The following is a 22,728-nucleotide window of genomic DNA, read 5'->3' as shown; positions in this document are numbered from 1 at the left end:
TGCCATGACCCCACGACGCCCTGCCGCCGCGTTCCGTTCCCGCGTTCCGTCCGTCTCCCTCGGGCAGGCGCTGCCGTGGAGGTTGGTGCTGGCCTGCCTGCTTGCTGCAGTGCCGTTCGCCGAGGCATTGGCGGCGGAAGAGGGCAGCGCCATGCCCCCCATGCAGGGCGTATTGAAGCCAGGTGCGAGTGCGCGCCACGCGCTGGACCTGCACGCGGGCGATTACGTCGTCGGCGAACTGCGCGCCGCCGCCGCGCCGGCGTTGTGGCTGGACGATGCCGATGGCCGGCCGCTGCGCCGCCTGCTCGATGCGTGGCAGGCCGGCGAGTTCATGTTCGTCGCCGGCCACGATGGCCGCCATGTGCTGCGCCTGCAGGGTGCAGCCGATGCCAAGGCCCGCTACGAACTGCACGTCACCCGTGTGCTGCCGATGGCCGGGCAGCAACTCGCCACCACGCCGCCGCCACCGCGCAGCCCGCGCCTGCAGGCACTGCGCGAACACCTCGCCAGTGGCGGCGATACCGCGGCGTTCTGGGCGCAGGTCGCGCGCGAGGGTGCACCGCTGGTCGAAACCGTCGATGGCGTGCACCTGGCCACCTTCCTGTGGCGCGGCGCGCGCCACAACGTGCGCCTGTTCGCCGCGCCCAGCGGCGACATCGAGGACCTGCAACGACTGGGTGACAGCGACGTGTGGTTCGCCACCTACGAGGTGCCGGCCGATACCCGCATGTCCTACAAGCTCGCCCCGGACGTGCCGGTGCTGCCCGAAGGGGGCCGCGCCGCGCGCCGTGCGGTGCTGGCCACGGTGCAGCGCGACCCGCTGAACCCGCGCTTCCGGCCTGCCGATGCGCCGGATGATTTCGCCCGCGAATCCATCCTGGAACTGCCCGGCGCACCGCCGCAGCGCGCGGTGCGGCCCGGCACGCACCCCGCCGGCACGATCAGCGCGCATCGGTTGGGCAGTGCGCGATTGGGCAACACCCGCGACATCCACCTGTACCGCTCGCCCGGCTACCGTGCCGGCGATGCGCGCAACCTGCTGCTGGTGGTGTTCGACGGCTACACCTACCAGAACGCGATTCCCACGCCGGTCATCCTCGACAACCTCGTCGGCGAAGGTGCATTGCCGCCGGTGCTGGCGGTGTTCGTCTCCAACCCGGACGCGGATGCACGCGCGCGCGAACTGCCATGCAACCCCACGTTCGGCGACTTCCTCGCGCAGGAACTGCTGCCGTGGGTGCAGGCCCGGGCCGGCACGCTGCCGGCGGCGTCGCGCACCGCGCTGGCCGGGGCCAGTTATGGCGGGCTGGCGTCGGCCTGCGTGGCGCTGCAATACCCGCGGCATTTCGGCAACGTGCTCAGCCAGTCCGGTTCGTTCTGGTGGGCGCCGGACGCGGCACCGGGCCAGCCGGGCGCGGCAGAACCCGAATGGCTGGCCCGGCGCTACGCCGAGGCCCCGCGCCAGCCGATCCGCTTCTGGCTGGAGGCCGGCCGCTTCGAAACCGGGCGCGGCCAGGCCGGCATCCTCGAAAGCAACCGCCACCTGCGCGACGTGCTGCGCGCCAGGGGCTATGACGTGCGGCACCGCGAATTCTCCGGCGGCCACGACTGGTACCACTGGCGCGGCACCCTCGCCGACGGCCTGCTGGCGCTGTTCGCGGCCACGCCTTCCGCTTCCCCCATGACGCCAGCCGACGCCAGCGCCCCCACCTCTGCAAAGGACTATTGAGATGCGCGCATTCCCCCGGCCGGCCCTGCTGGCGCTGGCCATCGTCGTTTCCCTTCCCGCGGCCGCCTCCGCCGAAACCCTGCCGGCCGACGCCGACGGCACCCGCACCCTGGATGCGGTGGACGTGCGCGGCGTGCGCGTGCAGGGCTATGCCGCGCCGGTCACCAACGTCGGCCTGAAGCTGCCGGTGAGCCAGCGCGAGACGCCGCAGTCGGTCAGCGTGCTGACCCGCGCGCTGCTGGACGACCTGGCCGCCGACGGGCTGGACGAGGCGATCCTGTTCGTCCCCGGCGTGGCCCTGCGCCAGTACGACAGCATCGACACCCAGTACATCGCGCGCGGCTTCGAGATCACCGACTACCAGCTCGACGGCCTGCCGGCCACGCTCGGCCGCGCCAAGCCGCGGCTGGCGATGTACGACCGCGTGGAAGTGCTGCGCGGCGCGGCCGGCCTGCTCAACGGCGCCGGCGACCCCGGTGGCGTGGTCAACCTGGTGCGCAAGCACCCGACCGCCGGATGGGTCGGCAACGCCGAGTTCTCCGCCGGTTCGTGGAACCGCTACCGCGTGCTGGGCGACGTCGGCGGCCCGTTGAACGCCGAGGGCAGCCTGCGCGGCCGCGCGGTGGTCGAGCACGAGGACAAGGACCTGTTCCAGCGCGGCGCCGACTACCGCTACACGCTGGGCTACGGCGTGCTGGAAACCGACATTTCCGACGACGGCCGCTTCAGCGTCGGCGTCAGCTACGAGAAGCTGCAGACCACGCCGGTCTGGAGCGGGCTGCCGCGCCACGAAGATGGCCGCGCGCTGGATGTGTCGCCGCGCACCGCACTGGAGCCGGCCTGGCAGGACGTGACCACGCAGGGCCGCCAGCTGTTCGCCGAGCTCGACCAGGGGCTGGGCGAGAACTGGCGCCTGCGGGTGTCGGCGCAGTACGCCAGGGAAAACGGCCGCTACCTGGTCGGCAACGGCTGGGGCGCGATCGCCGACGACGGCTCGGGCTGGTCGATCACCCCGACCCTGCAATACCGCGACTACGGCAACCAGAGCCTGGACGCGGCCGTGCTGGGCGGCTTCCAGGCATGGGGCCGGCAGCACGACGTGATCGTCGGCGCCAACTGGAACCGCAGCAACACCGACGCCAGCGGCCTGGATTTCGCCGAATCGTGGGCCATCGCCGACGTGCACGCCTTCGATCCCCACGCATTGCCGCGCCCCACCCAACTGCTGCAGGACAGCTACTGGAGCGGCCGCTACACCACCACCCAGGAAGGCGTGTACGGCGTGCTGCGGCTGCGCCCGGCGCAGCGCCTGACCGCGTTGCTGGGGCTGCGCTACAGCCGCTGGAACGATGACGGGCTGGAGCTGGAGCCGGTCGCCTGGGTCAGCTCCGACTACGGCGACACCCACCTCGGCGGCTATGCCGGGCTGGTGTACGAGCTGGACGCGCACTGGTCGCTCTACGCCAGCTACGCCGATATCTTCCAGGTGCAGAGCGAGCGCGGCACCGATGGCCAGCTGCCGCCGATGCAGGGCGATGCGCTGGAAGCCGGCGTCAAGGGCGACTGGTTCGACGGCGCGCTCAATGCCTCGTTCGCCGTGTTCGACATCCGCCAGAAGGACCGTGCCCAGCTCGACGCCTCGCAGCTGCCCGGCGCCTGCAACGGCGACAACTGCTACGTCGCCCAGGGCGAGGTGAGCAGCCGCGGCTTCGAGGCCACGCTTGCCGGCCGCATCGCCGAAGGGGTGGACGTCAGTGCCGGCTATACGTGGAACAAGCAGGAGTATTCGCGCGACGCGGACCTGCAGGGCCAGCCGTTCAACACTTGGGCGCCGAAGCAGATGCTGCGGCTGTGGGCCAGCTGGCGGCCGCAGGCCGTGGCGGACTGGTCGTTCGGCCTCGGCGCGAGCTGGCAGACCGAGACCGAGGCCAGTGGCGGCATCGCGCAGCCGGCCTATGCGCTGTGGCATGCGCGCGCCGGCTACCGCTTCGACGCGCGCTGGAGCCTGGCATTGAACGTGGACAACCTGTTCGACAAGGACTACTGGCAGACCGTCGGCCCTACCGGCTGGGGCAACTTCCGCGGCGAGCCGCGCAGCGCCACCGCCACCGTGCGCTACCGCTTCTGACCGGGGCCGGACCATGCCGCATCCGCATCTCCGTCGCACGTCCCGTTTCCGTGGAGTGATCGCATGACCCCGTGGTTGGCCGTCGCCGCCGTGCTGTCGTGCCTGGTCGGCACGCTGTTGTTGTACCTGGCCTCGCCACAGCAACAACTGCGCGCGGCCGGGCCGTGGCCGGTACGGCGGTCGTGGTGGCCGGGCATCGCCTGCCTGCTGCTGTCGTTGCCGCTGTTCCTGCGGGTGCTGGCGCCGGTGGAGGCGGTGGCCGGCTGGAGCGTGCTGGCGATGCTGTTCTGGTCGCTGTGGCCGTTCCTGGGCGCGTGGCGCGCCCGCGTGCGTGCGCGGAGGGCGGCGGCATGAACGACGACGCGCGGGTGCGGCTGCAGAGCCGCCACTGGTTCGGCAAGACGATGGCCGGCGCGGTGCTGGGCTTCGGCCTGGCGCTGGCGCTGTCCGGCCTGTTCGCGTGGCTTGGGCCGGATGGCATCGCCGGGGGCGGCGGCAAGGTCCAGTTCAGCATGTGGCTGATGGCGCCGGTGTGGGCGCTGGTGCTGTCCTTCGTCTACCTGTTCCGCGACAGTCTGCGGGCGTGGTTGTGGCTGGGTGCGGCCAACGCGCTGGCGTTCGCCGCGTTGTGGTGCGTGCGTTGGACGATGGCGTGAGGAGCAGGGCATGAAGATCCGCAGCGACATCATCAAGGTCTACAAGGACGTGCACATCTGGATCGGCATCGCCAGCGGGCTGATGCTGTTCATCGCCTTCTATGCCGGCGCGATCACCATGTTCGAGAAGCCGCTGGAACGCTGGGCCACGCCGCCGTCCACGCTGTCGGCGGCGCCGCCGCTGGAGCGGGCCGATGCGCTGGTCGAGGCGGTGCTGGCCGCGCACCCGCAGGCGGCGGCGCGTTATTTCGTCTCGGTGCAACCGGCCGCCGACCAGCCGGCGCGCGTGTACTGGCAGGAGCGCGGCAAGGGCCGCCGCGAGTTCAAGGAGTACGGCGCCAGCTTCGCCGCCGACGGCAGCCTGCAGGTGGAGCAGACCCGCAAGGCGCCGGTGGCGCAGCTGGTGGACACGCTGCACCAGCTGGTCGGCCTGCCGTTCCCCGACGCGGTGGCGCGGCCGATCATGGGCGCGGTGGCGCTGGCCTATGCGGTGGCGCTGGTGTCCGGCCTGATCGTGCTGTTGCCGACCATCGCCCGCGACGTGTTCGCGCTGCGCATCGGCAAGAACATCAAGCGCCTGTGGCTGGACGTGCACAACGCGCTGGGCCTGTTCAGCCTGCCGTTCCACGTCGTCATCGCGTTGACCAGCGTGGTGTTCGCCTTCCACGACCCGTTCTACGACGCGCAGGATGCGGTGGTGTATCCCAATGGCATCCAGTGGGGCGAGCATGAAGATGCGCCCGCCGGTGGGCGCGTGCTGCTGGCCGCCGAACTGCTGCGCCGGGTGGAGGTGCAGCTGCCGGGTTTCGAGGTGTACGGCTTCGGTTTCCAGCGTGACCAAGAGGGCCACGTCGAGGCCAGCGTGAGCGGCCTTGACGTGCGCCGCGGCACCCGCGCGCGCACCTACATGCAGACCCACCTCGACCCCTACACCGGGGAGGTCGACCCGCACGACCTGCCGGGCCGCATGGAAGGCTGGGACGAGGCGGTCAACGCCTTCTTCGCCCTGCATTTCGGCAGCTTCGGCGGCAACCCGGTGCGCTGGCTGTACCTGCTGATGGGCCTGGCCGGCGCGGTGCTGTTCTACAGCGGCAACCTGCTGTGGGTGGAATCGCGGCGGCGCAAGCGCAAGGGCGCGGAAACGCCGGTGCAGAAGCGTTCGGCATGGGCGCTGGCCTGTTTGACCGTCGGCGTGTCGCTGGGCTGCGTGGCCGGCATTTCCGCCACGTTGGCCGCAGCCAAGTGGTTGCCGGCGCTGGTGGGCGACCTGAAGGCGTGGCACACCGGCATCTACTACGCGGTGTTCGTGGCGGCGGTGGCGTGGGCGTTCGCGCGCGGCGCATCACGCGGCGCGGTGGAACTGCTGGTGGCCAGCGCGGTGTTGACCTTGCTGATTCCCCTGTCCAGTTTGGCCGGCCACTGGAACATCGGCGGCACGTGGAGCCACCCCGGCAGCTGGCCGGTGGACGCCACCGCGCTGCTGGCGGTGCCGGTGCTGCTGCATCTGGCACGCCACACCCGCAGGCGCATGCGGCAAGGCCACAACGACAGCGTCTGGGTGCAATGAACAAACCGCAGAAGCGCACCTTGGTGCGCGATGGAGCTTTACCGGTAGAGCCCCTCGCGCACCAAGGTGCGCTCCTACCCATATGGAGCAAATTGCGGCCGGGCCTCACCGCGCGTGGCGCTTGAGCAGTTCCAGCAACACCTCGGCCTCGGCCGCGCGCCTGTCCGCGTCCTGTTCGGCAACGACGTGCTCACCGAGGTGGCCGGCCATCACTTCCAGCATCAGCCCGTGCATCGCGCCCTTGGCGGCGGCGATCTGCACCAGCACGGCATCGCAGTCCTCGCCGTCCTGCAACGCCTGTTCCAGCGCGGCCACCTGCCCGGCGATGCGCCGGACGCGGGCGAGCAGTTTCTTCTTGTCGCGCAGGGTGTGTGCCATGCGCGGATCATATACCCTATGGGGGTATATGGAAACGCCTGCCCGCATGAATATCGAGACGCTCGCCCGCTCCCGTCGCCACAGCCACGCCTTCAGCGATGGCAATCCCCTGGCCGAACGCAACGCCCGCCGCGCGCTGGCGCTGACCGTGTCGATGATGGTGGTGGAGATCGCCGGCGGCTGGTGGTTCAACTCGATGGCGGTGCTGGCCGATGGCTGGCACATGAGTTCGCACGCGCTGGCGCTGGGGCTGGCGGCGTTCGCCTATGCCTGCGCGCGGCGCTATCGCGACGATCCGCGCTTCGCCTTCGGCACCTGGAAGATCGAGGTGCTGGCCGGCTTCGCCAGCGCGGTGCTGCTGCTGGGCGTGGCCGGGGTCATGGCGTTCGAATCCATCGCGCGCATGCTGCACCCCGGCGCCATCCACTACCGGGAGGCCATCGCCATCGCCGTGGTCGGGCTGGCGGTGAACCTGCTGTGCGCATGGTGGCTGCGCGACCGGCACGACCATCATCACCACGGCCATGACCATCATGCGCACGGGCACGGGCATGGTCACCACGACCTGAACCAGCGCTCGGCCTACCTGCACGTGCTGGCCGACGCGGCGACCTCGGTGCTGGCGATCATCGCCCTGCTCGGCGGGCTGTATTTCGGTGCCTCGTGGCTCGACCCGCTGATGGGCATCGTCGGCGCGGTGCTGGTGTCGGCATGGGCCTGCGGGCTGGTCCGGCAGACCACGCGGGTATTGCTGGATGCGGAAATGGACGCACCGGTGGTGGCGGAAATCCGCGAGGCGGTGGAGCAGGGCGCAGTGCCGGCGCGGATCAGTGACCTGCACGTCTGGCAGGTCGGCCGCGGCCGCTTCGCCTGCGCGATGGAAGTGGTGACCGCGCCGGGCGTGGAGGCCGAGGTGTTCCATCGCGCGCTGTCGGTCCACGAGGAGATCGTGCACGTCACCGTGGAAGTGCGCAGCGCGCCGTAGGAGCGCACCTTGGTGCGCGATGAAGCTTTCCCGGTAGAGCCCCATCGCGCACCAAGGTGCGCTCCTGCGGGGCGCCCTACACGTCGCCGTCGCTGGCCCAGCCTTCGCCGCTGCCGCGCTGGAATACGTTGTCGCCGTCCTGCACGTCGCCGGCGGGGAAGTGGTCCCGTGCCGCCAGCTTCGCGTAGATCGGGGTGAAGTCCGGCGCGGTGGCGGCCATCAGCTGCTCGAAGCCGTCGATGACGAAGTAGGTCTTCTGGAAGGTGTCGATGCGGTAGCGGGTGCGCATGATCCGCTCCAGGTCGAAGCCAATCCGGTTCGGCGCGGCCGACTCCAGCGAATGCAGCGATTCGCCCTTCGACGAGACGATGCCGGCGCCGTAGATGCGCAGGCCCTCGGCGGTGTTCATTAGCCCGAACTCCACCGTGTACCAGTACAGCCGGGTCAGGTTCTGCAAGGCTTCGGGGCCGATCGCGTGCGCCTTGACCCCGCCGCGGCCGTAGGCGGCCATGTAGTCGGCGAACACCGGGTTCATCAGCAGCGGCACGTGGCCGAACAGGTCGTGGAACAGGTCCGGTTCGGCGATGTAGTCGATCTGCTCGGGGCGGCGGATCCACCACGTCACCGGGAAGCGGCGGTGCGCCAGGTGCTCGAAGAAATCCAGTTCCGGCAGCAGCCCTTCCACGCCCACCAAGGTCCAGCCGGTGGCCGCGCCCAGTACCTCGTTGAGCTGGTCGAAGCGCGGGATCATGTGCTCGCTCATGCCCATCTCGTCCTGCGCGTCGAGGAACTCGCGGCAGGCGCGGCCGACCAGCAGCTCGCGCTGGCGGCGGTACAGCGTGCTCCAGGTGGCATGGTCGTCGGCGCTGTAGCCATCCCACGGCTGCTCGATCACGGCGGTGGTGTAGACCGGCACGTAACCCTTGTCGGTCTGTTGGTGTTCGACGCGGCGCGGGGCGGTGTCCATGACGGGGCCTTCCGGTGGAGTGGATTCCCGATGGTAGGAAGCCGGCCGCGCAACAGGTGTGCGAAATTGCGTCGATATGCCGCCGTGGCGCAATATTGTTGCGTCATTTCGATGTTGCGGGGCAACAATAATGGAGTCCATCGCGCTTGACCGCACGGATCTGCGCCTGCTGGCGGAGATCCAGCAACACGGCCGTGCCACCAATGCCGAACTGGCCGCGCGGGTGAACCTGTCGCCCTCGGCCTGCCTGCGCCGGGTGCAGCGGCTGGAGGCCGAGGGCGTGATCGCCGGCTACGGCGCGCGGCTGGAGCCGCGCCGGATCGGCCTGGGCCTGCAGGCGTTCGTGCGGGTGCAGCTGTCCAAGCACGGGCAGGCGGCCATCGACCACTTCGTCGAGGCGGTGCAGCTGTGGGACGAGGTGGTGGCCTGCCACGCGCTCACCGGCGACATGGACTATCTGCTGCACGTCTACGTGCGCGACCTCGACCACTTCTCCGCGTTCCTGCTGGACAAGCTGCTCAACGCCGCCGGCGTGGCCGACGTCAATTCCAGCTTCGTGCTGCGCACGGTCAAGGAGTTCCGCGCGCTGCCGCTGGCGCAGCTCGGGAGGAGTTGAACCGCAGCAGGCGCGCGGATTGATCGACATCATGGTGGCGCTGGCGGCAGGCGCGGAGCATGCCGGCCACACCCCAACGAGAAACCCCCATGTCGATCCGCCTCCTCCCCGTCCTGCCCCTGTTGCTGGCCGCCGCGCCGGCCTTCGCGGCCGATGACGGCGGCAAGCCGCTGCTGGACCTGCGCTACCGCTACGAGCACGTGGAGCAGGACGGGATCGTCCGCGATGCCGATGCGCACACCGCGCGCCTGCGGCTGGGGTACCGCAGCGCGCGCTGGCACGGCTGGTCGGCGCTGGGCGAGGTCGATGGCGTCGCCCACCTCGGCGGCGAGCGCTTCAACGACACCCGCAACGGCCGCGGCCAATACCCGACGGTGGCCGACCCGGATGGGGCCGAACTCAACCAGGCGCTGCTGCGCTACGACGGTGCACGCGGCAACGTGCAGCTCGGCCGCCAGCGCATCAACCTCGGCAACCAGCGCTTCGTCGGCGGCTCCGGCTGGCGCCAGAACGAACAGACCTACGACGGTGCGCTGGCCGAGTGGACGCCGACCGCGCAATGGAAGCTGGCCTACGCCTTCGTCACCAACATCAATACCGTGTTCGGCCCGGACGAACCGGCCACGTCCAGTGCCACCGCACCGGCCAACATCCACGGCGACAGCCACCTGCTGCAGGCGACCTTCGCACCCGCCGAAGCGCTGGCGATCACCGGCTACCACTACCGGCTCGACCTGGAGAACATCGCCGTGGCCGCCGCCGCACCGCGTGGCACCCTGTCCGCCGACACCACCGGCCTGCGCCTGCAGGGCGGCCGCGGCGCGCTCGGCTACGTGCTGGAACACGCACGGCAGGTGGACGGTCACGGCAACCCGTGGGCGCTGGACAGCCGCTATTGGCTGGGCGAAGCCAGCTACGCCGGCACCCGGACCAAGGGCACGGCCGGCATCGAGGTACTCGGCGCCGGCCACGGCCCCGCCGCCAACGGTGCCTTCCAGACGCCGCTGGCCACCAAACACGCGTTCCAAGGCTGGGCCGACCAGTTCGGTACCACCCCGGCCGACGGCCTGCGCGACGCCTATGCCGGCGTGGCGCTGCCGCTGGCCGGTGGCAAGGCGCAGGCGTGGTACCACGACTTCCGCAGCGACCGCGGCAGCTACCGTTACGGGCGCGAATTCGACCTGTCGTGGGAGCGCGCCATCCCGCAGCTGAAAGGCCTGAGCGTGCTGCTCAAGGCCGCGCGTTACCGCAGCAGCGACGACCTGCGTACCAAGGATGCGGACAAGCTCTGGCTGCAAGTGCAATACAGCCGGATGTAGATGCGGGGCTTGCCCCGCACGAAGACTTGCCGGAAGAACGTCATGCTGCAGTGCGCCGGCGCATCAAGCACCTGTAGATGCGGGGCTCGCCCCGCATGGAGGAGCGCCGGGAAGACCCCACGCGGGGCAAGCCCCGCATCTACGGAAAATCAACGCACCGGCGCGGCGCAGTCCTTTTCCTTGCCGCGCAGCTTCTCCAGCCGCGAACGGCTGTCCTGGCAGCGCTGGTATGCCTCGGCCGCGGCGGCGCTGGCGCGGGCCTGCGCGTCGCGCAGCTGTTGCAGGCGCGCCTGCTGCAAGCGCTGCACGCCGGCGCGGATCTGCGGCATCGCCGCCATCGCCGCCTTCTCGCCTTCGAGGATGGCGCGGCCGCGCTGCTCGAAATCGGCCGCGCCGATGTCCAGCACCTGCGGGCGGATCACCACGTCGGCGCGCGCCAGCTCCTGCTCGCCCAGGCGCTGGCCCATGATCGCGATGGACTGGTTGACCGTGCCCAGCAGGCTGTCCGGGCGCTGGCCGCTGGCCTTGCTGGAAATGTCCACGGCGATGACGAACTCGGCGCCGAGCTGGCGCGCGGCATCCACCGGCACCGGGCTGACCACGCCGCCGTCGACGTAGGTCTTGCCGCCGATGCTGACCGGCTCGAACACGCCCGGCACCGAACTGGAGGCGCGCACCGCCTGGCCGACGTTGCCGCGCACGAACACCGCGCGCTCGCCGGTCTCCAGCTGCGTGGCCACCGCCGCGAACGGCTTGCTCAGGCGCTCGGCCGGTTTGTTGTCGACCTGCGCGTTGACGTAGTCCTGCAGCTTGCGGCCTTCGATCAGCCCGCCGGAAAACAGGCGCACGTCGCGAATGCTGGCCTGGTCCAGCGCCACCGCCTTCTGCTGCATCTCGAACGCGTCCATGCCGCTGGCGTACAGCGCGCCGACCACGCTGCCGGCACTGGTGCCGGACACCACCACCGGCTCGAAGCCGTTGGCCTCCAGCATCTTGATCACGCCGATGTGGGCGAAGCCCTTGGCCGCGCCGCCGCCCAGCGCCACGCCGATCTTCACCGGCGCGACCGGCGTGGCCGGAACAACCGGTGTCGCAACCGGTGCGGCGGGCTTGACGTTCCCGCCGCCGCAGGCGGCCAGCAGGCCGAGCAGGGCAAGGGGCAGCAGCAGGCGTGGACGCAGCGGTTTCATCGACGGGCGGCGGGCTCGGGAAAGGGCGAGAGCATACCCGCAACCGGCACAATCGCGGCCAACGGCCACGGCGCGACATGCGGCGTGGCGGCACCGTTTTCATGGCAGGAGGCCGCGTGCGCGGACCGCGGCACGACATCTGGCGCTTCGCCCTGTTCTTCGGCTTCCTGCTGGCGCTGTTCGCCGTGCCGCATGCGTCGGCCTGGTTCGGGCTGGTATTGCTGGTGCCGGTACTCGCTGCGCTTGCGGTGGCGGCGAGCATGCTGCGGGTTGCGATCCGGCGGCGGCGGGCGGCGCGGGTGTTGGCGCGGCAACCGCCGCTGCGGCCCCTGCATGGCCACGAGCGGACGGCGCTGGAGTGGTTCGGGCAACCGCAGCGGATCAGCTGGCGGGCGCCGCGCGGCAGCGTCATCGACCTCGCGGCCGCGGTGCGGGAGGCCGGCCGCGCGCCGGTGGTGCGGCAACTGGAGGGCGCCTGCCGCATCCTCGTGCGTGGCCGGCACCATGACCGCCACGACTTCATCGGCGACGTGGAAGTGCTGATGCTGCCCGGCGCGGACCGCGCGGTGGCCGCCGCCAACCGTGCCGAGGTCCTGCTGTGCGGCGACATCGCCGTGGTGCTCGCGCTCAACGGCCGCTGGAACGTGCGCGAGGCGCGCGCCCTGCTGCGCTGAAACCGGCGCGGCAGGGCCCGGCGACAGCCGTCAGAACCGGTTGTCGCCGTCCAGGATGCGCCCCAGCCCGCCCAGCACCGAGCCCTCGCCGCGGCCCTGGCCGCCACCCTGCGGCGCGGCCGCGTACATGCGCCCGGCCAGGCGCGAGAACGGCAGCGATTGCAGCCATACCTTGCCGGGGCCGGTGAGGGTGGCCAGGAACACGCCCTCGCCGCCGAAGAACATGCTCTTCAGCCCGGCCACGCGGCGCACGTCCATGTCCACGCCGGCGTGGTAGGCGACCACGCAGCCGGTATCGACGTCGATGCGCTCGCCGGCGGCCAGTTCGCGCTCGACCACGCAGCCGCCGGCATGCACGAACACCCAGCCGTCGCCTTCGAGCTTCTGCATGATGAAGCCCTCGCCGCCGAACAGCCCGGTCATCACCTTGCGTTGCAGGTGCACGCCCACCTGCACGCCGCGCGCGCCGGCCAGGAAGCTGTCCTTCTGGCAGATCAGCGTGCCGCCGTGCTCGTCCAGCTTCATCGGGATCACCGTGCCGGGGTAGGGCGCGGCGAAGGCGACCTTGGCCTTGCCCTGGCCGACGTGGGTGTAGAGCGTGGCGAACAGGCTCTCGCCGGTGATCACGCGCTTGCCGGCGGCCAGCAGCTTGTCCATGAAGCCGCCGCCCTGGCCGCTGTGCGAGCCGTCGCCGAACACGGTGTCCATCTGCACCGACGCGTCCTTGAACATCAGCGCGCCGGCTTCGGCAATGGCGCTTTCGCCGGGGTCCAGCTCGATCTCCACGAACTGCATCTCGTGGCCGACGATGCGGAAGTCGATGTCGTCGGCGCGGTTGCCGCGCCCGCCCACCGGCGGGGGCGTCGGCGGCGGTGCCGCCTGTCCGTCGAACTCCGGCAGCGACGCGGCCGGCTGCCAGCCCCGCATGCCCTCGCGCCATGCCAGTGCGTTGCGGTGCGCCTGCGCGTGGCGGCGCGCGGCCTCGTCGTCGAGCGGACCGACGCGGTCGGCCTGGCCGGGATTGTGGAAGTACCACTGGCTCATGGCGGGTTCCTGCTGCGGGAGGTGGGCGCCAAGTCTAACGAAGGACGGAGGCCGCATGCGGCGCGGTTCAACGACCGCCGTGCAGCGCCTCGTGCAACACGTCCAGCAATTGCTCGTTGTCGTCGCCGCGCTGCTCCCAGTACATGATGCCGCCCAGCCCGTTGCGCTTGACGTAGCCGGCCTTGATCGCCAGCGACTGCGGGTCGTCGTAGGTGATGAAGCGGCGCTCGGACGGATTCCACAAATACGGCGCCTGCGCCGCGTCGTCCCAGTGCCGCTGCCAGCCCGGCGCGCCGAGGCGGGTGTGGACGATCTGCTGCCACGTGATGAAACCGCCGTCGCTGGCGAAGCTGCGGTACAGGCCGTCGTTGGCCGGGTCCACGTCACCGAAGGTGCGGCCGTAGAACGGCACGCCGACGTTGATCTTGTCCGCCGGCACGCCGGCGCCGAGGAAGTAGCGCACCGCCGCCTCGGTGTCGCGGTCCTGCGGTGCGGCCAGCGGCGAGCGCGACAGGCCGGCATGGTGGCCGGTGGTCGGGGTCAGGCTGCCGTGGAAGTCGTAGGTCATCAGGTTGATCCAGTCCAGCGACCGGGCGATGCGCGGCAGCTCCAGCCCCTCGGCGAAGCGGCCCTCGGCGGCGGCGATGGTCAGCAGGTAATGGCGCCGGCCTTTGCCCTCGCCGTCCAGCCGCGCGCGCAGTTGCTCCAGCAGCAGGGTGAAGTTGCGACGGTCGCCGGGGGCGTGGCTGATGTCGGCGTCGCCCAGCGTCGGGTACTCCCAGTCGATGTCCAGGCCGTCGAGGTCGAATTCGTGCACCAGCGCGACGCCGCTGTCGATGAAGCGTGCGCGGGCCGCCACGGTAGCCGCGGCCTCGGAGAAGTTGCCCGCGCCCCAGCCGCCGATGGACAGCAGCACCTTCAGCCCTGGGTTGTCCGTGCGCTTGCCGACGACGGCGCGCAGGCGCGCCGGATCGACCGTGTCGGGCAGGTACACGCGGCCGTCCGCCGCGACCTTGGCGAAGGCGAAGTTCACCACGTCCAGCTTGGTGGCCGTCAGTTGCAGCGGCGCCGGGCTGTCCATGACGTAGCCGATCAGGCGCGGCTGCGCCTGTGCGGCGGCGGTGAATGCGAGCAGGGTGGCGGCCAGCAGTGTGTGTAGGCGGAAGCGTGGGATAGGCATGGAAGACCTCGACGAAGCTGGGCGCCCCACTCTAGCCGCCAAGGCGGTCGTCGCCGCACGAGATAACGCCTGAAACCTGCGGTAGGTGCGGGGCTTGCCCCGCACGGTGCTTTGCCGGGAAAGCTTCATGCGGGGCAAGCCCGCATCTACGTGTAGGCACCGGGCTTGCCCGATGCGGGGTGTTCCCCGTGATGCTTGCCCCGTACACGTAAACCTCAACGCGCTTCGGGAGTCTCGATTTTCAGCGCTTCGGCTTCGGTGGCGCAGTCGCGTGGCAGCGGCAGGCCGAGTTTGCGGGTGGCTTCGACCTCGCGCTGCGCGAGCAGCAGGTCGGCGCCGAACTGCAGGTCGTCATGCAGCCGCGCCACCGTCGCCGCCGCCATCGCCTGGCCCTGCTGCACGTCGCTGTACCAGTGCACGTTGCAGACCAGCCGGCTGTGGCCATAGTTGCGGCCGCGCTGGAGCAGGGCGGTGGCGCGCTCGGGGGCGATCTCGGACAGGATCAGCGCCCATGTCCAGCCGATGGCGGTATGCCCGGAAGGATAGGAACCGCTGCCGCGCAGGTGATCCTCCTGCTCGGGCGTGCAGGTGGGCTGGCCGTTGACCATGAACGGGCGCGGGCGCTGGTAATGGGTCTTGGCCGCGCGGGTGGCGGCGCTGGCGTCGATCAGGCTGCGCTGCAGCAGGCGCATCAGCACCGGCGTGTGCCGTTCGTCCACCGGGATGCCCAGCGCGCAGCTGAACTGCTGGGCGCCGTCGGGGAAGCCCAGGTCGGCATCGACGTGCGCCTGGCGGAAGCGCGGGCTGTCGCGCAGCGTCAGTGCCTGCGCGGCGACGGCGTCGTCCAGCGCCGCCCAGGCCGTGCCCGCTGCCGGTGGCGGCGGGCTCAGCGCCAGGCTGTCGGGAAGGGCGTCGCCGCGCAGGTAGCCGGTCGGGGCCGGGGCATCGGTGGAAACGGCGGCCGGCGTGCTGGAGCAGGCCGCCAGTGCGGCGCACAGCGCCAGGGCATGGAACAGGGGCTTGGAACGGGACATCGCGGGAAAGAAGGTGGAACGGGGCGGCATCATCGCATCAATGCCGGCTGCCCGTAGGTGGGGGGCGGGCCCCGCATGGGTGGCCATTCGTAGCTGTGGGGCTTGCCCCGCAGGGGGCTTCACCGGGAAAGCTTCCTGCGGGGCAAGCCCCACAGCTACGCGGTGGCGCGTGCCCATGCGGTGAGGCGGCCCTGTTCCTCGCGTACCTCGATCGGGCCGCCGAACACCTCGGACAGCGGCCCGGCGTGCAGCAGTTCGTCGCGGTCGCCATCGGCGACGATGCGCCCGCCCTTCATCAGCACCACGCGGCGTATCTCGGGGATCACTTCCTCGATGTGGTGGGTGACCAGCACCAGGGTGATGCCTTGCCGGGCGAGATGGCGCATGCTGTCCACCAGGTGCTGGCGGGCGATCAGGTCCAGCCCGGTGGACGGTTCGTCCAGCAGCAGCGCGCGCGGCTGGTTGACCAGCGCGCGGGCGATCAGCACGCGGCGGGTCTCGCCGGCCGACAGCTCGGCGTAGCTGCGGCCCAGCAGCGACGAGGCGCGCGCCAGTTCCAGCGCGTGGCGCGCGCGCTGGCGCATGTCGTCGGTGACGTCGCGGTGCGCCGGCACCACGTAGCTGGCGAAGAAGCCGGAGATCACCGCCTCCTCCACGCCCAGCCCCGGCATGTCGGCGAGGTTGCCGGACAGGTCGCCGGTGACGATGCCCAGCTGCGTGCGCAGCCGGTCCACCTGCCAGCGGGTCTGGCCCAGCACCTTCACCGGCACGTGGCCGTCGGCGCGCGCCAGCGGGTACAGCTCGCGCGTTATCAGCTTGATGAAGGAGGACTTGCCGCAGCCGTTGGGGCCGAGGATGGCGGTGTGCTGGCCCTGTTCGATGCGCAGGTCCAGCTCGTGCAGCACGCGGACCTGGCCGCGGATGACGCTGGCGTGGTCCAGTTCGATCAGGGGGGCCGCGGGCGCGGCGGAGGTGGAGAGCATTCGGATGTGAACGGTGGCGGGGGATTGGACCAAAGACGGCGCGGGCAAGGGATGAAGTTTGCCGCGCCAGCCCCCATCATGGGTACCCACGGTTTCAACCGCCACCGATCGCCCCCCGGAGTTCCTCGATGACCGACACCCTTCTCGACTTCCTCAGCGGCGGCGTCGCCGGCCTGGGCTGGTGGGGCATGCTGGCGGTGCTGCTGGTGTTCACCCAGCTCACCATCTTCGCGGTCACCCTGTACCTGCACCGCAGCCAGGCGCACCGCGGCGTGGATTTCCACCCGCTCGTCGCCCACTTCTTCCGCTTCTGGACCTGGCTGACCACCTCGATGATCACCCGCGAGTGGGTGGCCATCCATCGCAAGCACCACGCCCGGGTGGAAACCGACGAGGACCCGCACAGCCCGGTGACCAAGGGCATCGGCCGCGTGTTCTGGCGCGGCGTGGAGCTGTACCGCGAGGCCCGCGCGCAGCGCGCGGACATCGAGCAGTACGGCCGCGGCGCGCCGGAGGACTGGATCGAGCGCCACCTCTACACCCCGCACGCCAACCTCGGCCCGGTGCTGTTGTTCGCGCTGAACTTCGTGCTGTTCGGCCTGCCGGGCATCGCCCTGTGGGCGATCCAGATGGCGTGGATCCCGTTCTGGGCCGCCGGCGTGGTCAACGGCCTCGGCCACTGGTGGGGCTACCGCAACTTCGAGTCGGCCGACACCTCCACCAACCTGACGCCGTGGGCGTTCTGGATCGGCGGCGAAGAGCTGCACAACAACCACCACGCCTTCCCCAGCTCGGCGCGTTTCTCGATGCGGCGCTGGGAGTTCGACATCGGCTGGCAGGCCATCCGCCTGCTGCAGGCGCTGCGCCTGGCCAAGGTGCTGCGGGTGGCGCCGACGATGGACGTGCGCCCGAACATCTCCGTGCCCGACGCCGACACCCTCAGGGCGCTGCTGTCGCACCGCTTCCAGGCCATGACCGACTACCAGCGCAACGTGTTCACCCCGGCGCTGCGCGAAGAAGCCGCCGCCGCCGGCGCCAAGCTGCGCAAGCTGCTGCCGCGTCGTTTGCGGCGCGGGCTGGTCAACGACGGCCGCTGGCTCAAGCCGGATTGCCGCGAGCAGTTGCAGCGGTGGGTGCAGCAGCGCCCGCGCATCCAGTTGCTGGTCGAACACCGCGCGCGCCTGTCGGCGCTGCTGGAGGCGCGTACCCACGATGCCGCCGAGCGCCTGAAGCACCTGCAGCAGTGGTGCCAGGAGGCCGAGGCCAGCGGCATCGCCGCGTTGCAGGCCTACGCGGCGCGCCTGAAGGGCTATTCGCTCGCCACCGCATGAACCGGCTCGCCGCCGGCCTGACGCTGCTGCTGGCGCTGCCGGCGGCGGCGCAGGTGCAGGACACCGGCGACTACCTGCGGCGCATGGACCTCGATGGCGACGGCCGGGTCGGCCCGGACGAATACCTGCAATGGATGCTCTACGCCTTCGAGCGCATGGACAGTGACGGCAATGGCGTGCTGGAGCCGGAAGAACAACCCGGCGGACGCGGCAAGGCGATCACCCGCGAGCAGCAGGTACAGGTGATCCTGCAGCGCTTCGCCCGGCAGGATGCCGATGGCGACGGCTTCCTCAACGCCCACGAACTGATGGCGCCGCCGCGCTGACGCCCGGGGCGAACGGTGGACTTCATGGATGCAGGGCTTGCCCGCGACTCGATGCGCTGCCGTAGATGCGGGGCTTGCCCCGCATGAGGCCTTCCCGGTAAAGCCTCGTGTGGGGCGAGCCCCACACCTACAATCCCGTCATGCCCGAACTGCCCGAAGTCGAAACCACCCGCCGTGGCCTGGAGCCGCACCTGCAGGGCCGCCGCATCCACGGCGTGATCCTGCGCCGGCCGGACCTGCGCTGGCCGATCCCGCCGGAAATCGAACGCGAACTGCCCGGCCGGCGCATCGCCGCGATCCGCCGCCGCGCCAAGTACCTGCTGCTGGACACCGAGGCCGGCAGCGCGCTGCTGCATCTGGGCATGTCCGGCAGCCTGCGGGTGCTGCCCGGCGACACCCCGGTGCGCGCCCACGACCACGTGGACGTCAGCCTCGAAGACGGCCGCCTGCTGCGCTTCAACGATCCGCGCCGTTTCGGCTGCCTGCTGTGGCAGCCGCATGGCCAGACCCACGAACTGCTGCGCGACCTCGGCCCCGAGCCGCTGGACGAGACGTTCGACGGCGACCACCTGTTCGCGCGCAGCCGCGGCCGCAGCGCGCCGGTCAAGACTTTTCTGATGGATCAACGCATCGTCGTCGGCGTGGGCAACATCTACGCCGCCGAAAGCCTGTTCATGGCCGGCATCAGCCCGTTGCGCGAGGCCGGCAAGGTGTCGCGCGAGCGTTACGCGCGGCTGGCCGATGCGGTCAAGCGCATCCTCGGCCACGCCATCACCCGCGGTGGCACCACGCTGCGCGACTTCATCAGCCCCGATGGCGCGCCCGGCTATTTCGAGCAGGAACTGTCGGTGTACGGCCGCGAGGGCCAGGCCTGCGTGCGCTGCGGCCGCGCGCTGCGCCACGCCAGCATCGGCCAGCGTGCGTCGGTGTGGTGCGGCCACTGCCAGCGGTAGGCGCATTCGCCGTTGCACCCGCGAGGATCGGTGTCGATGCCGGAAGGGCAACGGCGTGCATGCGATCCCCGTGGTTGTGCCCGCCGTCGATGCTGGTCCGGCCGCGCTGCCGGGCGCCCGTGGCACGACCGAGCTGAAGTCGGCGTTCATCCCCCAGCGCGCGGCTACTGCCGATTAACCCGAGTGCGCCTAACATGCCACGGGTTTCCAACAAGCCGCTCTCCATGCAACGACGCGATTTCCTCCGCCGTGCCTCGCTGGCGCTGGCCGCCTTCGGGCTGCCGTCACTCCCGGCCGCCGCCGCCGGCAGGCAACATGGCCTGCGCCGCATCGGCCAGCCGCAGCCGTTCGATTTCGCCGCGCTGAAAGGCCAGGCACGGGCCTTGGCGCAGGCGCCATACCGCAGCCACAAGCGCACGCTGCCGCCGGAAGTGGAGGCGCTGGACTGGGACCAGTACCAGTCCATCCGCTACCGCCAGGACCACGCGCTGTGGGCCAACCGGCCCGGCGGCTTCCAGGCCAAGTTCTTCCACCTCGGCCTGTACTTCCATACGCCGGTGCGCATGTTCGACGTGGCCGACGGCAAGGCGCAGGAGTTGGCCTACGATGCGGCCGCGTTCGACTACGGCAACAGCGGCGTCCACGGCAGCCGCCTGCCGGCCGACCTCGGTTTCGCCGGCTTCCGCCTCAACACCCGCGGCGATACCGACCGCGACTTCGCCGCCTTCCTCGGCGCCAGCTATTTCCGCGCGGTGGGCAAGGAGGGCCAGTACGGCCAGTCCGCGCGCGGGCTGGCGATCGACACCGGCATGGGCAAGCCGGAGGAATTCCCGGATTTCATCGCCTACTACCTCGAACAGCCGGCCCCCGGTTCGGACACCCTGGTCGTCTACGGCCTGCTCGATTCGCCGAGCGTGGCCGGCGCCTACCGTTTCGCCATCACCAACGGCGAGGTGCTGCTGATGGACATCGACAGCGCGTTGTACCCGCGCGCGCAGATCGAGCGCCTCGGCATCGCTCCGTGCACCAGCATGTACCAGGTGGGCGAGAACGACCGCCGCATGGGCTGGGACTGGCGCCCGGAAATCCACGACACCGACGGCCTGTCGCTGTGGACCGGCAGCGGCGAATGGATCTGGCGGCCGCTGTGCAACCCGCCGCAGCTGCGCTTCAACATGTTCGTGGACCGCAACCCGCGCGGCTTCGGCCTGCTGCAACGCGACCGCGACTTCGACCATTACCAGGACGACGGCGTGTTCTACGAGAAGCGTCCGTGCCTGTGGGTGGAACCGAAGGGCGAATGGGGCGCCGGTTCGGTGCAGCTGGTGGAGATCCCCACCAATGACGAAACCTTCGACAACATCGTCGCGTTCTGGAATCCCGCGGCCAAGCCGCAGCCGGGCGAGGAGCTGCTGGTCGGCTACCGCCTGTACTGGGGTGCGCAGCCGCCGGCGCGACCGCCGCTGGCGCACTGCGTGGCCAGCCGCACCGGTCTGGGCGGCGTGATCGGCAGGAAGCGCGAATATTTCTCGTGGCGCTTCGCGGTGGATTTCGAAGGCGGCGAATTGCAGTCGCTGATCGACAAGGCCGAGGTCGAGGCGGTGGTGGGAACCAGCCGCGGCCGGGTGGAGATCGTCTCGGCGCGGCCACTGCGCGAGATCGACGGCTACCGCGCGATGTTCGACCTGGTGCCGCCGGACGGTTCCAGCGAGCAGATCGACCTGCGCCTGTACCTGCGCAGCGGCGGCAGGACCCTGACCGAAACCTGGCTGTACCAGTACACGCCGCCGCCGCCGGAACAACGCACGCTCTATTGATCCGACATGAGCCTGTTGCGCAGGGGGGGGGCGGAGCAACGGTGACTGCATGCGCGTTCATGTGCGCCGCGCGGGCCGGCAGTGATGTTGCGGCGCAGCGTAAATTCCCTTGGCAATCCGTGATTTGCGCCCGTTGCGTGGGAAAGCCGATGCATCGGCAAGCATTCGTTGACAGCGTTGTCAGATCACGCGTACAACGACCGACGGTCCGTGCCGCCGGCATGCCGGCGGAAACGTGCAACGCATGGCAGGGGATGACGCGCCAATGCGGTGTTTGCGGGTGATTGCCCGCCACGGGGTGCCGGTAGCGGTGGCCTTGCACGCCGGGCACAAGGGGAGCGGGCGCGATGCGCACGTGGTGACGACGACAGCAACGAAGAAATCAAACGACATGACACAGAAAACCCGCTGGTCGCAGTTCAGTGTACTCATCACGGTGTTCTTCTTCTGGGGCTTCGTCGCCGCCAGCAACGACATCCTGATCCCGGTGTTCAAGAAAGCCTTCGACCTGAGCCAGGCGCAGAGCCAGTGGGTGTCGATGGCGTTCTACGTGGCCTATACGGTGGGCTCGCTGATCTACTTCGGCGTTTCCAAGGCCACCGGCAAGGACCTGCTCAACCGCATCGGCTACCGCAACGGCATCTGCGTGGGCCTGCTGATCTCGGCACTGGGCACGCTGCTGTTCTACCCGGCGGCCAACAGCGGCTCGTTCGCGCTGATGCTGTCGGGGCTTTTCATCGTCGGCTTGGGCTTCTCGCTGCAGCAGATCGCGGCCAACCCGCTGGCGATCGTGATGGGCAACCCGGCCACCGGCGCGCAGCGGCTGACGATGGCCGGTGGCGTCAACAACTTCGGCACCACCATCGGCCCGCTGCTGGTCAGCGTGGCGATCTTCGGCAGCGTGGCCACCGGCAATACCGAGGCCAGCATCGAAAGCGTGAAGATGCCCTATCTTGTGCTGGGTGTGGCCTTCGTGCTGGTGGCGCTGTTCATCCGCTTCTCTTCGGTACCCAACCACATCGACCTGGAGGGCGTGGCGCGCGACGAGGCCGAGGACACCTCCAAGCTGGTGCACAAGGGGTCGGCGTTCGCCTATCCGCAGCTGGTGCTGGGGATGATCGCGATCTTCCTCTACGTCGGCGTGGAGGTGTCCACCATCAGCAACCTGCCGGCCTACCTGCATGAAGGGCTGGGCATCGAGACCCAGCACCTGGCACCCTACGTGTCGCTGTACTGGGCCAGCCTGATGATCGGCCGCTGGACCGGCGCGGCGGGCGCGTTCGAGATCGGCACCGGCGCGAAGAAGATGCTGATGCTGATCCTGCCGTTCCTGGCTTTCGGCGTGTACCTGGCGGTCAACGCCATCGCCCAGCACGACGTCTCGCAGTTCTACGGCTACGCCGGGGTGATCGTGCTGATGATCGCCGCGACCCTGCTCAGCCGCGGCAACCCGGCGCGGATGCTGCTGTACTTCGCGCTGTGCGGCATCGTCGCACTGCTGATCGGCATGTTCACCACCGGCAAGACCAGCATCGTCGCCTTCATCAGCGTGGGCCTGTTCTGCAGCACCATGTGGCCGTGCATCTTCGCACTGGCGATCGCCGGGCTGGGCCGTCACACCAACCAGGGCAGCAGCCTGCTGATCATGATGATCATGGGCGGTGGCTGGGTCAGCCTGACGCAGGGCGCACTGGCCGACCAGGTGGGCGTGCACATGAGCTTCTGGGTCGGCGTGGCCTGCTTCGCCTACCTGGCGTTCTACGCGCTGCGCGCGACCGGCATCCTGCGCAGGCAGGGCATCGACCTGGACAAGCTGGCGGCCGAAGGCGGACATTGAGCCCGCTTGCCCGG

General features: G+C 70.1%; 21 protein-coding genes. 14 read left to right on the top strand and 7 right to left on the bottom strand.

Annotated features, from left to right (window positions below; translation table 11 throughout):
* Positions 1 to 4: 4 nt before the first annotated feature.
* The 5 genes from fes (at position 5) to MIC98_RS01195 (ending at position 6,080) form a co-directional block, all read left to right on the top strand.
* On the top strand, positions 5 to 1,729 hold the full coding sequence (gene fes, locus MIC98_RS01215) for an enterochelin esterase (RefSeq protein ID WP_239735014.1): 1,725 nt from the start codon (positions 5 to 7) through the stop codon (positions 1,727 to 1,729).
* A gap of 1 nt (position 1,730) precedes the next feature.
* Positions 1,731 to 3,857: a TonB-dependent siderophore receptor gene (locus tag MIC98_RS01210; protein WP_239735013.1), complete on the top strand. Its 2,127-nt coding sequence runs from the start codon at positions 1,731 to 1,733 to the stop codon at positions 3,855 to 3,857.
* Between the two features lie 63 nt (positions 3,858 to 3,920).
* On the top strand, positions 3,921 to 4,211 hold the full coding sequence (locus tag MIC98_RS01205) for a hypothetical protein (protein ID WP_239735012.1): 291 nt from the start codon (positions 3,921 to 3,923) through the stop codon (positions 4,209 to 4,211).
* Positions 4,208 to 4,513: a hypothetical protein gene (locus MIC98_RS01200; protein WP_057640447.1), complete on the top strand. Its 306-nt coding sequence runs from the start codon at positions 4,208 to 4,210 to the stop codon at positions 4,511 to 4,513. The genes MIC98_RS01205 and MIC98_RS01200 overlap by 4 nt, the downstream gene beginning before the upstream one ends.
* Positions 4,514 to 4,523: 10 nt before the next feature.
* Positions 4,524 to 6,080, top strand: coding sequence for a PepSY-associated TM helix domain-containing protein (locus MIC98_RS01195; protein WP_239735011.1), 1,557 nt, complete (start codon positions 4,524 to 4,526; stop codon positions 6,078 to 6,080).
* A gap of 105 nt (positions 6,081 to 6,185) precedes the next feature.
* Here MIC98_RS01195 and MIC98_RS01190 read toward each other — a convergent pair whose 3' ends face one another.
* Positions 6,186 to 6,458, bottom strand: a complete 273-nt coding sequence (locus MIC98_RS01190; protein ID WP_239735010.1) for a metal/formaldehyde-sensitive transcriptional repressor — start codon at positions 6,456 to 6,458, stop codon at positions 6,186 to 6,188.
* Between the two features lie 46 nt (positions 6,459 to 6,504).
* On the opposite strand from MIC98_RS01190, the gene dmeF reads away from it, so the two are divergent.
* The gene (gene dmeF, locus MIC98_RS01185) at positions 6,505 to 7,443 is read left to right on the top strand and encodes a CDF family Co(II)/Ni(II) efflux transporter DmeF (RefSeq protein ID WP_239735009.1); all 939 of its coding nucleotides are present in this window, start codon (positions 6,505 to 6,507) and stop codon (positions 7,441 to 7,443) included.
* 76 nt (positions 7,444 to 7,519) lie between these two features.
* On the opposite strand, the gene phhA is transcribed toward dmeF, so the two are convergent.
* Complete coding sequence (gene phhA, locus MIC98_RS01180) at positions 7,520 to 8,410, bottom strand: phenylalanine 4-monooxygenase (RefSeq protein ID WP_239735008.1); 891 nt, start codon at positions 8,408 to 8,410, stop codon at positions 7,520 to 7,522.
* 130 nt (positions 8,411 to 8,540) lie between these two features.
* Here phhA and MIC98_RS01175 point away from each other — a divergent pair, with 130 nt between their 5' ends.
* Together MIC98_RS01175 and MIC98_RS01170 are read left to right on the top strand one after the other, a co-directional pair.
* Entirely contained in the window at positions 8,541 to 9,026 is a 486-nt protein-coding gene (locus MIC98_RS01175; RefSeq protein ID WP_057640450.1) for an Lrp/AsnC family transcriptional regulator, read from the top strand.
* A gap of 89 nt (positions 9,027 to 9,115) precedes the next feature.
* Positions 9,116 to 10,345 carry an alginate export family protein gene (locus MIC98_RS01170; protein WP_239735007.1) on the top strand — a complete coding sequence of 410 codons (1,230 nt, stop codon included), beginning with the start codon at positions 9,116 to 9,118 and terminating at the stop codon, positions 10,343 to 10,345.
* A gap of 149 nt (positions 10,346 to 10,494) precedes the next feature.
* Here the strand turns inward: MIC98_RS01170 and MIC98_RS01165 are convergent, their stop codons facing one another.
* A complete protein-coding gene (locus tag MIC98_RS01165; protein ID WP_239735006.1) occupies positions 10,495 to 11,535 on the bottom strand; it encodes a patatin-like phospholipase family protein in 1,041 nt (346 codons plus the stop codon).
* Between the two features lie 116 nt (positions 11,536 to 11,651).
* On the opposite strand from MIC98_RS01165, the gene MIC98_RS01160 reads away from it, so the two are divergent.
* Positions 11,652 to 12,209 carry a hypothetical protein gene (locus MIC98_RS01160; protein ID WP_152979537.1) on the top strand — a complete coding sequence of 186 codons (558 nt, stop codon included), beginning with the start codon at positions 11,652 to 11,654 and terminating at the stop codon, positions 12,207 to 12,209.
* Positions 12,210 to 12,239: 30 nt separating this feature from the next.
* Here MIC98_RS01160 and MIC98_RS01155 read toward each other — a convergent pair whose 3' ends face one another.
* From MIC98_RS01155 to MIC98_RS01140, 4 genes are all read right to left on the bottom strand, one after another.
* Positions 12,240 to 13,253, bottom strand: a complete 1,014-nt coding sequence (locus MIC98_RS01155) for a TIGR00266 family protein (RefSeq protein ID WP_239735005.1) — start codon at positions 13,251 to 13,253, stop codon at positions 12,240 to 12,242.
* 67 nt (positions 13,254 to 13,320) lie between these two features.
* The gene (locus tag MIC98_RS01150; RefSeq protein WP_239735004.1) at positions 13,321 to 14,433 is read right to left on the bottom strand and encodes a glycoside hydrolase family 18 protein; all 1,113 of its coding nucleotides are present in this window, start codon (positions 14,431 to 14,433) and stop codon (positions 13,321 to 13,323) included.
* Between the two features lie 215 nt (positions 14,434 to 14,648).
* Positions 14,649 to 15,467: a phosphatase PAP2 family protein gene (locus MIC98_RS01145; protein ID WP_239735003.1), complete on the bottom strand. Its 819-nt coding sequence runs from the start codon at positions 15,465 to 15,467 to the stop codon at positions 14,649 to 14,651.
* A 155-nt stretch (positions 15,468 to 15,622) separates the two neighbouring features.
* Entirely contained in the window at positions 15,623 to 16,450 is an 828-nt protein-coding gene (locus MIC98_RS01140) for an ATP-binding cassette domain-containing protein (RefSeq protein ID WP_239735002.1), read from the bottom strand.
* A 128-nt stretch (positions 16,451 to 16,578) separates the two neighbouring features.
* On the opposite strand from MIC98_RS01140, the gene MIC98_RS01135 reads away from it, so the two are divergent.
* The 5 genes from MIC98_RS01135 to MIC98_RS01115 all read left to right on the top strand — a co-directional run bounded on the left by MIC98_RS01135 (position 16,579) and on the right by MIC98_RS01115 (position 22,714).
* The gene (locus tag MIC98_RS01135; protein ID WP_057639407.1) at positions 16,579 to 17,781 is read left to right on the top strand and encodes a fatty acid desaturase; all 1,203 of its coding nucleotides are present in this window, start codon (positions 16,579 to 16,581) and stop codon (positions 17,779 to 17,781) included.
* Positions 17,778 to 18,107 carry an EF-hand domain-containing protein gene (locus MIC98_RS01130; RefSeq protein WP_239735001.1) on the top strand — a complete coding sequence of 110 codons (330 nt, stop codon included), beginning with the start codon at positions 17,778 to 17,780 and terminating at the stop codon, positions 18,105 to 18,107. The genes MIC98_RS01135 and MIC98_RS01130 overlap by 4 nt, the downstream gene beginning before the upstream one ends.
* Positions 18,108 to 18,247: 140 nt before the next feature.
* On the top strand, positions 18,248 to 19,060 hold the full coding sequence (gene mutM / locus MIC98_RS01125; protein ID WP_239735000.1) for a bifunctional DNA-formamidopyrimidine glycosylase/DNA-(apurinic or apyrimidinic site) lyase: 813 nt from the start codon (positions 18,248 to 18,250) through the stop codon (positions 19,058 to 19,060).
* 224 nt (positions 19,061 to 19,284) lie between these two features.
* A complete protein-coding gene (locus MIC98_RS01120; protein WP_239734999.1) occupies positions 19,285 to 20,877 on the top strand; it encodes a glucan biosynthesis protein D in 1,593 nt (530 codons plus the stop codon).
* Positions 20,878 to 21,268: 391 nt separating this feature from the next.
* Positions 21,269 to 22,714 (top strand): MFS transporter, encoded by a 1,446-nt coding sequence (locus tag MIC98_RS01115; RefSeq protein ID WP_239734998.1) that lies wholly within the window; start codon positions 21,269 to 21,271, stop codon positions 22,712 to 22,714.
* Positions 22,715 to 22,728: the final 14 nt, after the last annotated feature.

Origin of the sequence: Stenotrophomonas sp. NLF4-10, assembly GCF_022359915.1 — a bacterium.
Lineage (GTDB): Bacteria > Pseudomonadota > Gammaproteobacteria > Xanthomonadales > Xanthomonadaceae > Stenotrophomonas > Stenotrophomonas daejeonensis.
The sequence above is the reverse complement of the archived record's forward strand: the minus strand, read 5'-3'. Positions and strand labels throughout refer to the sequence as shown.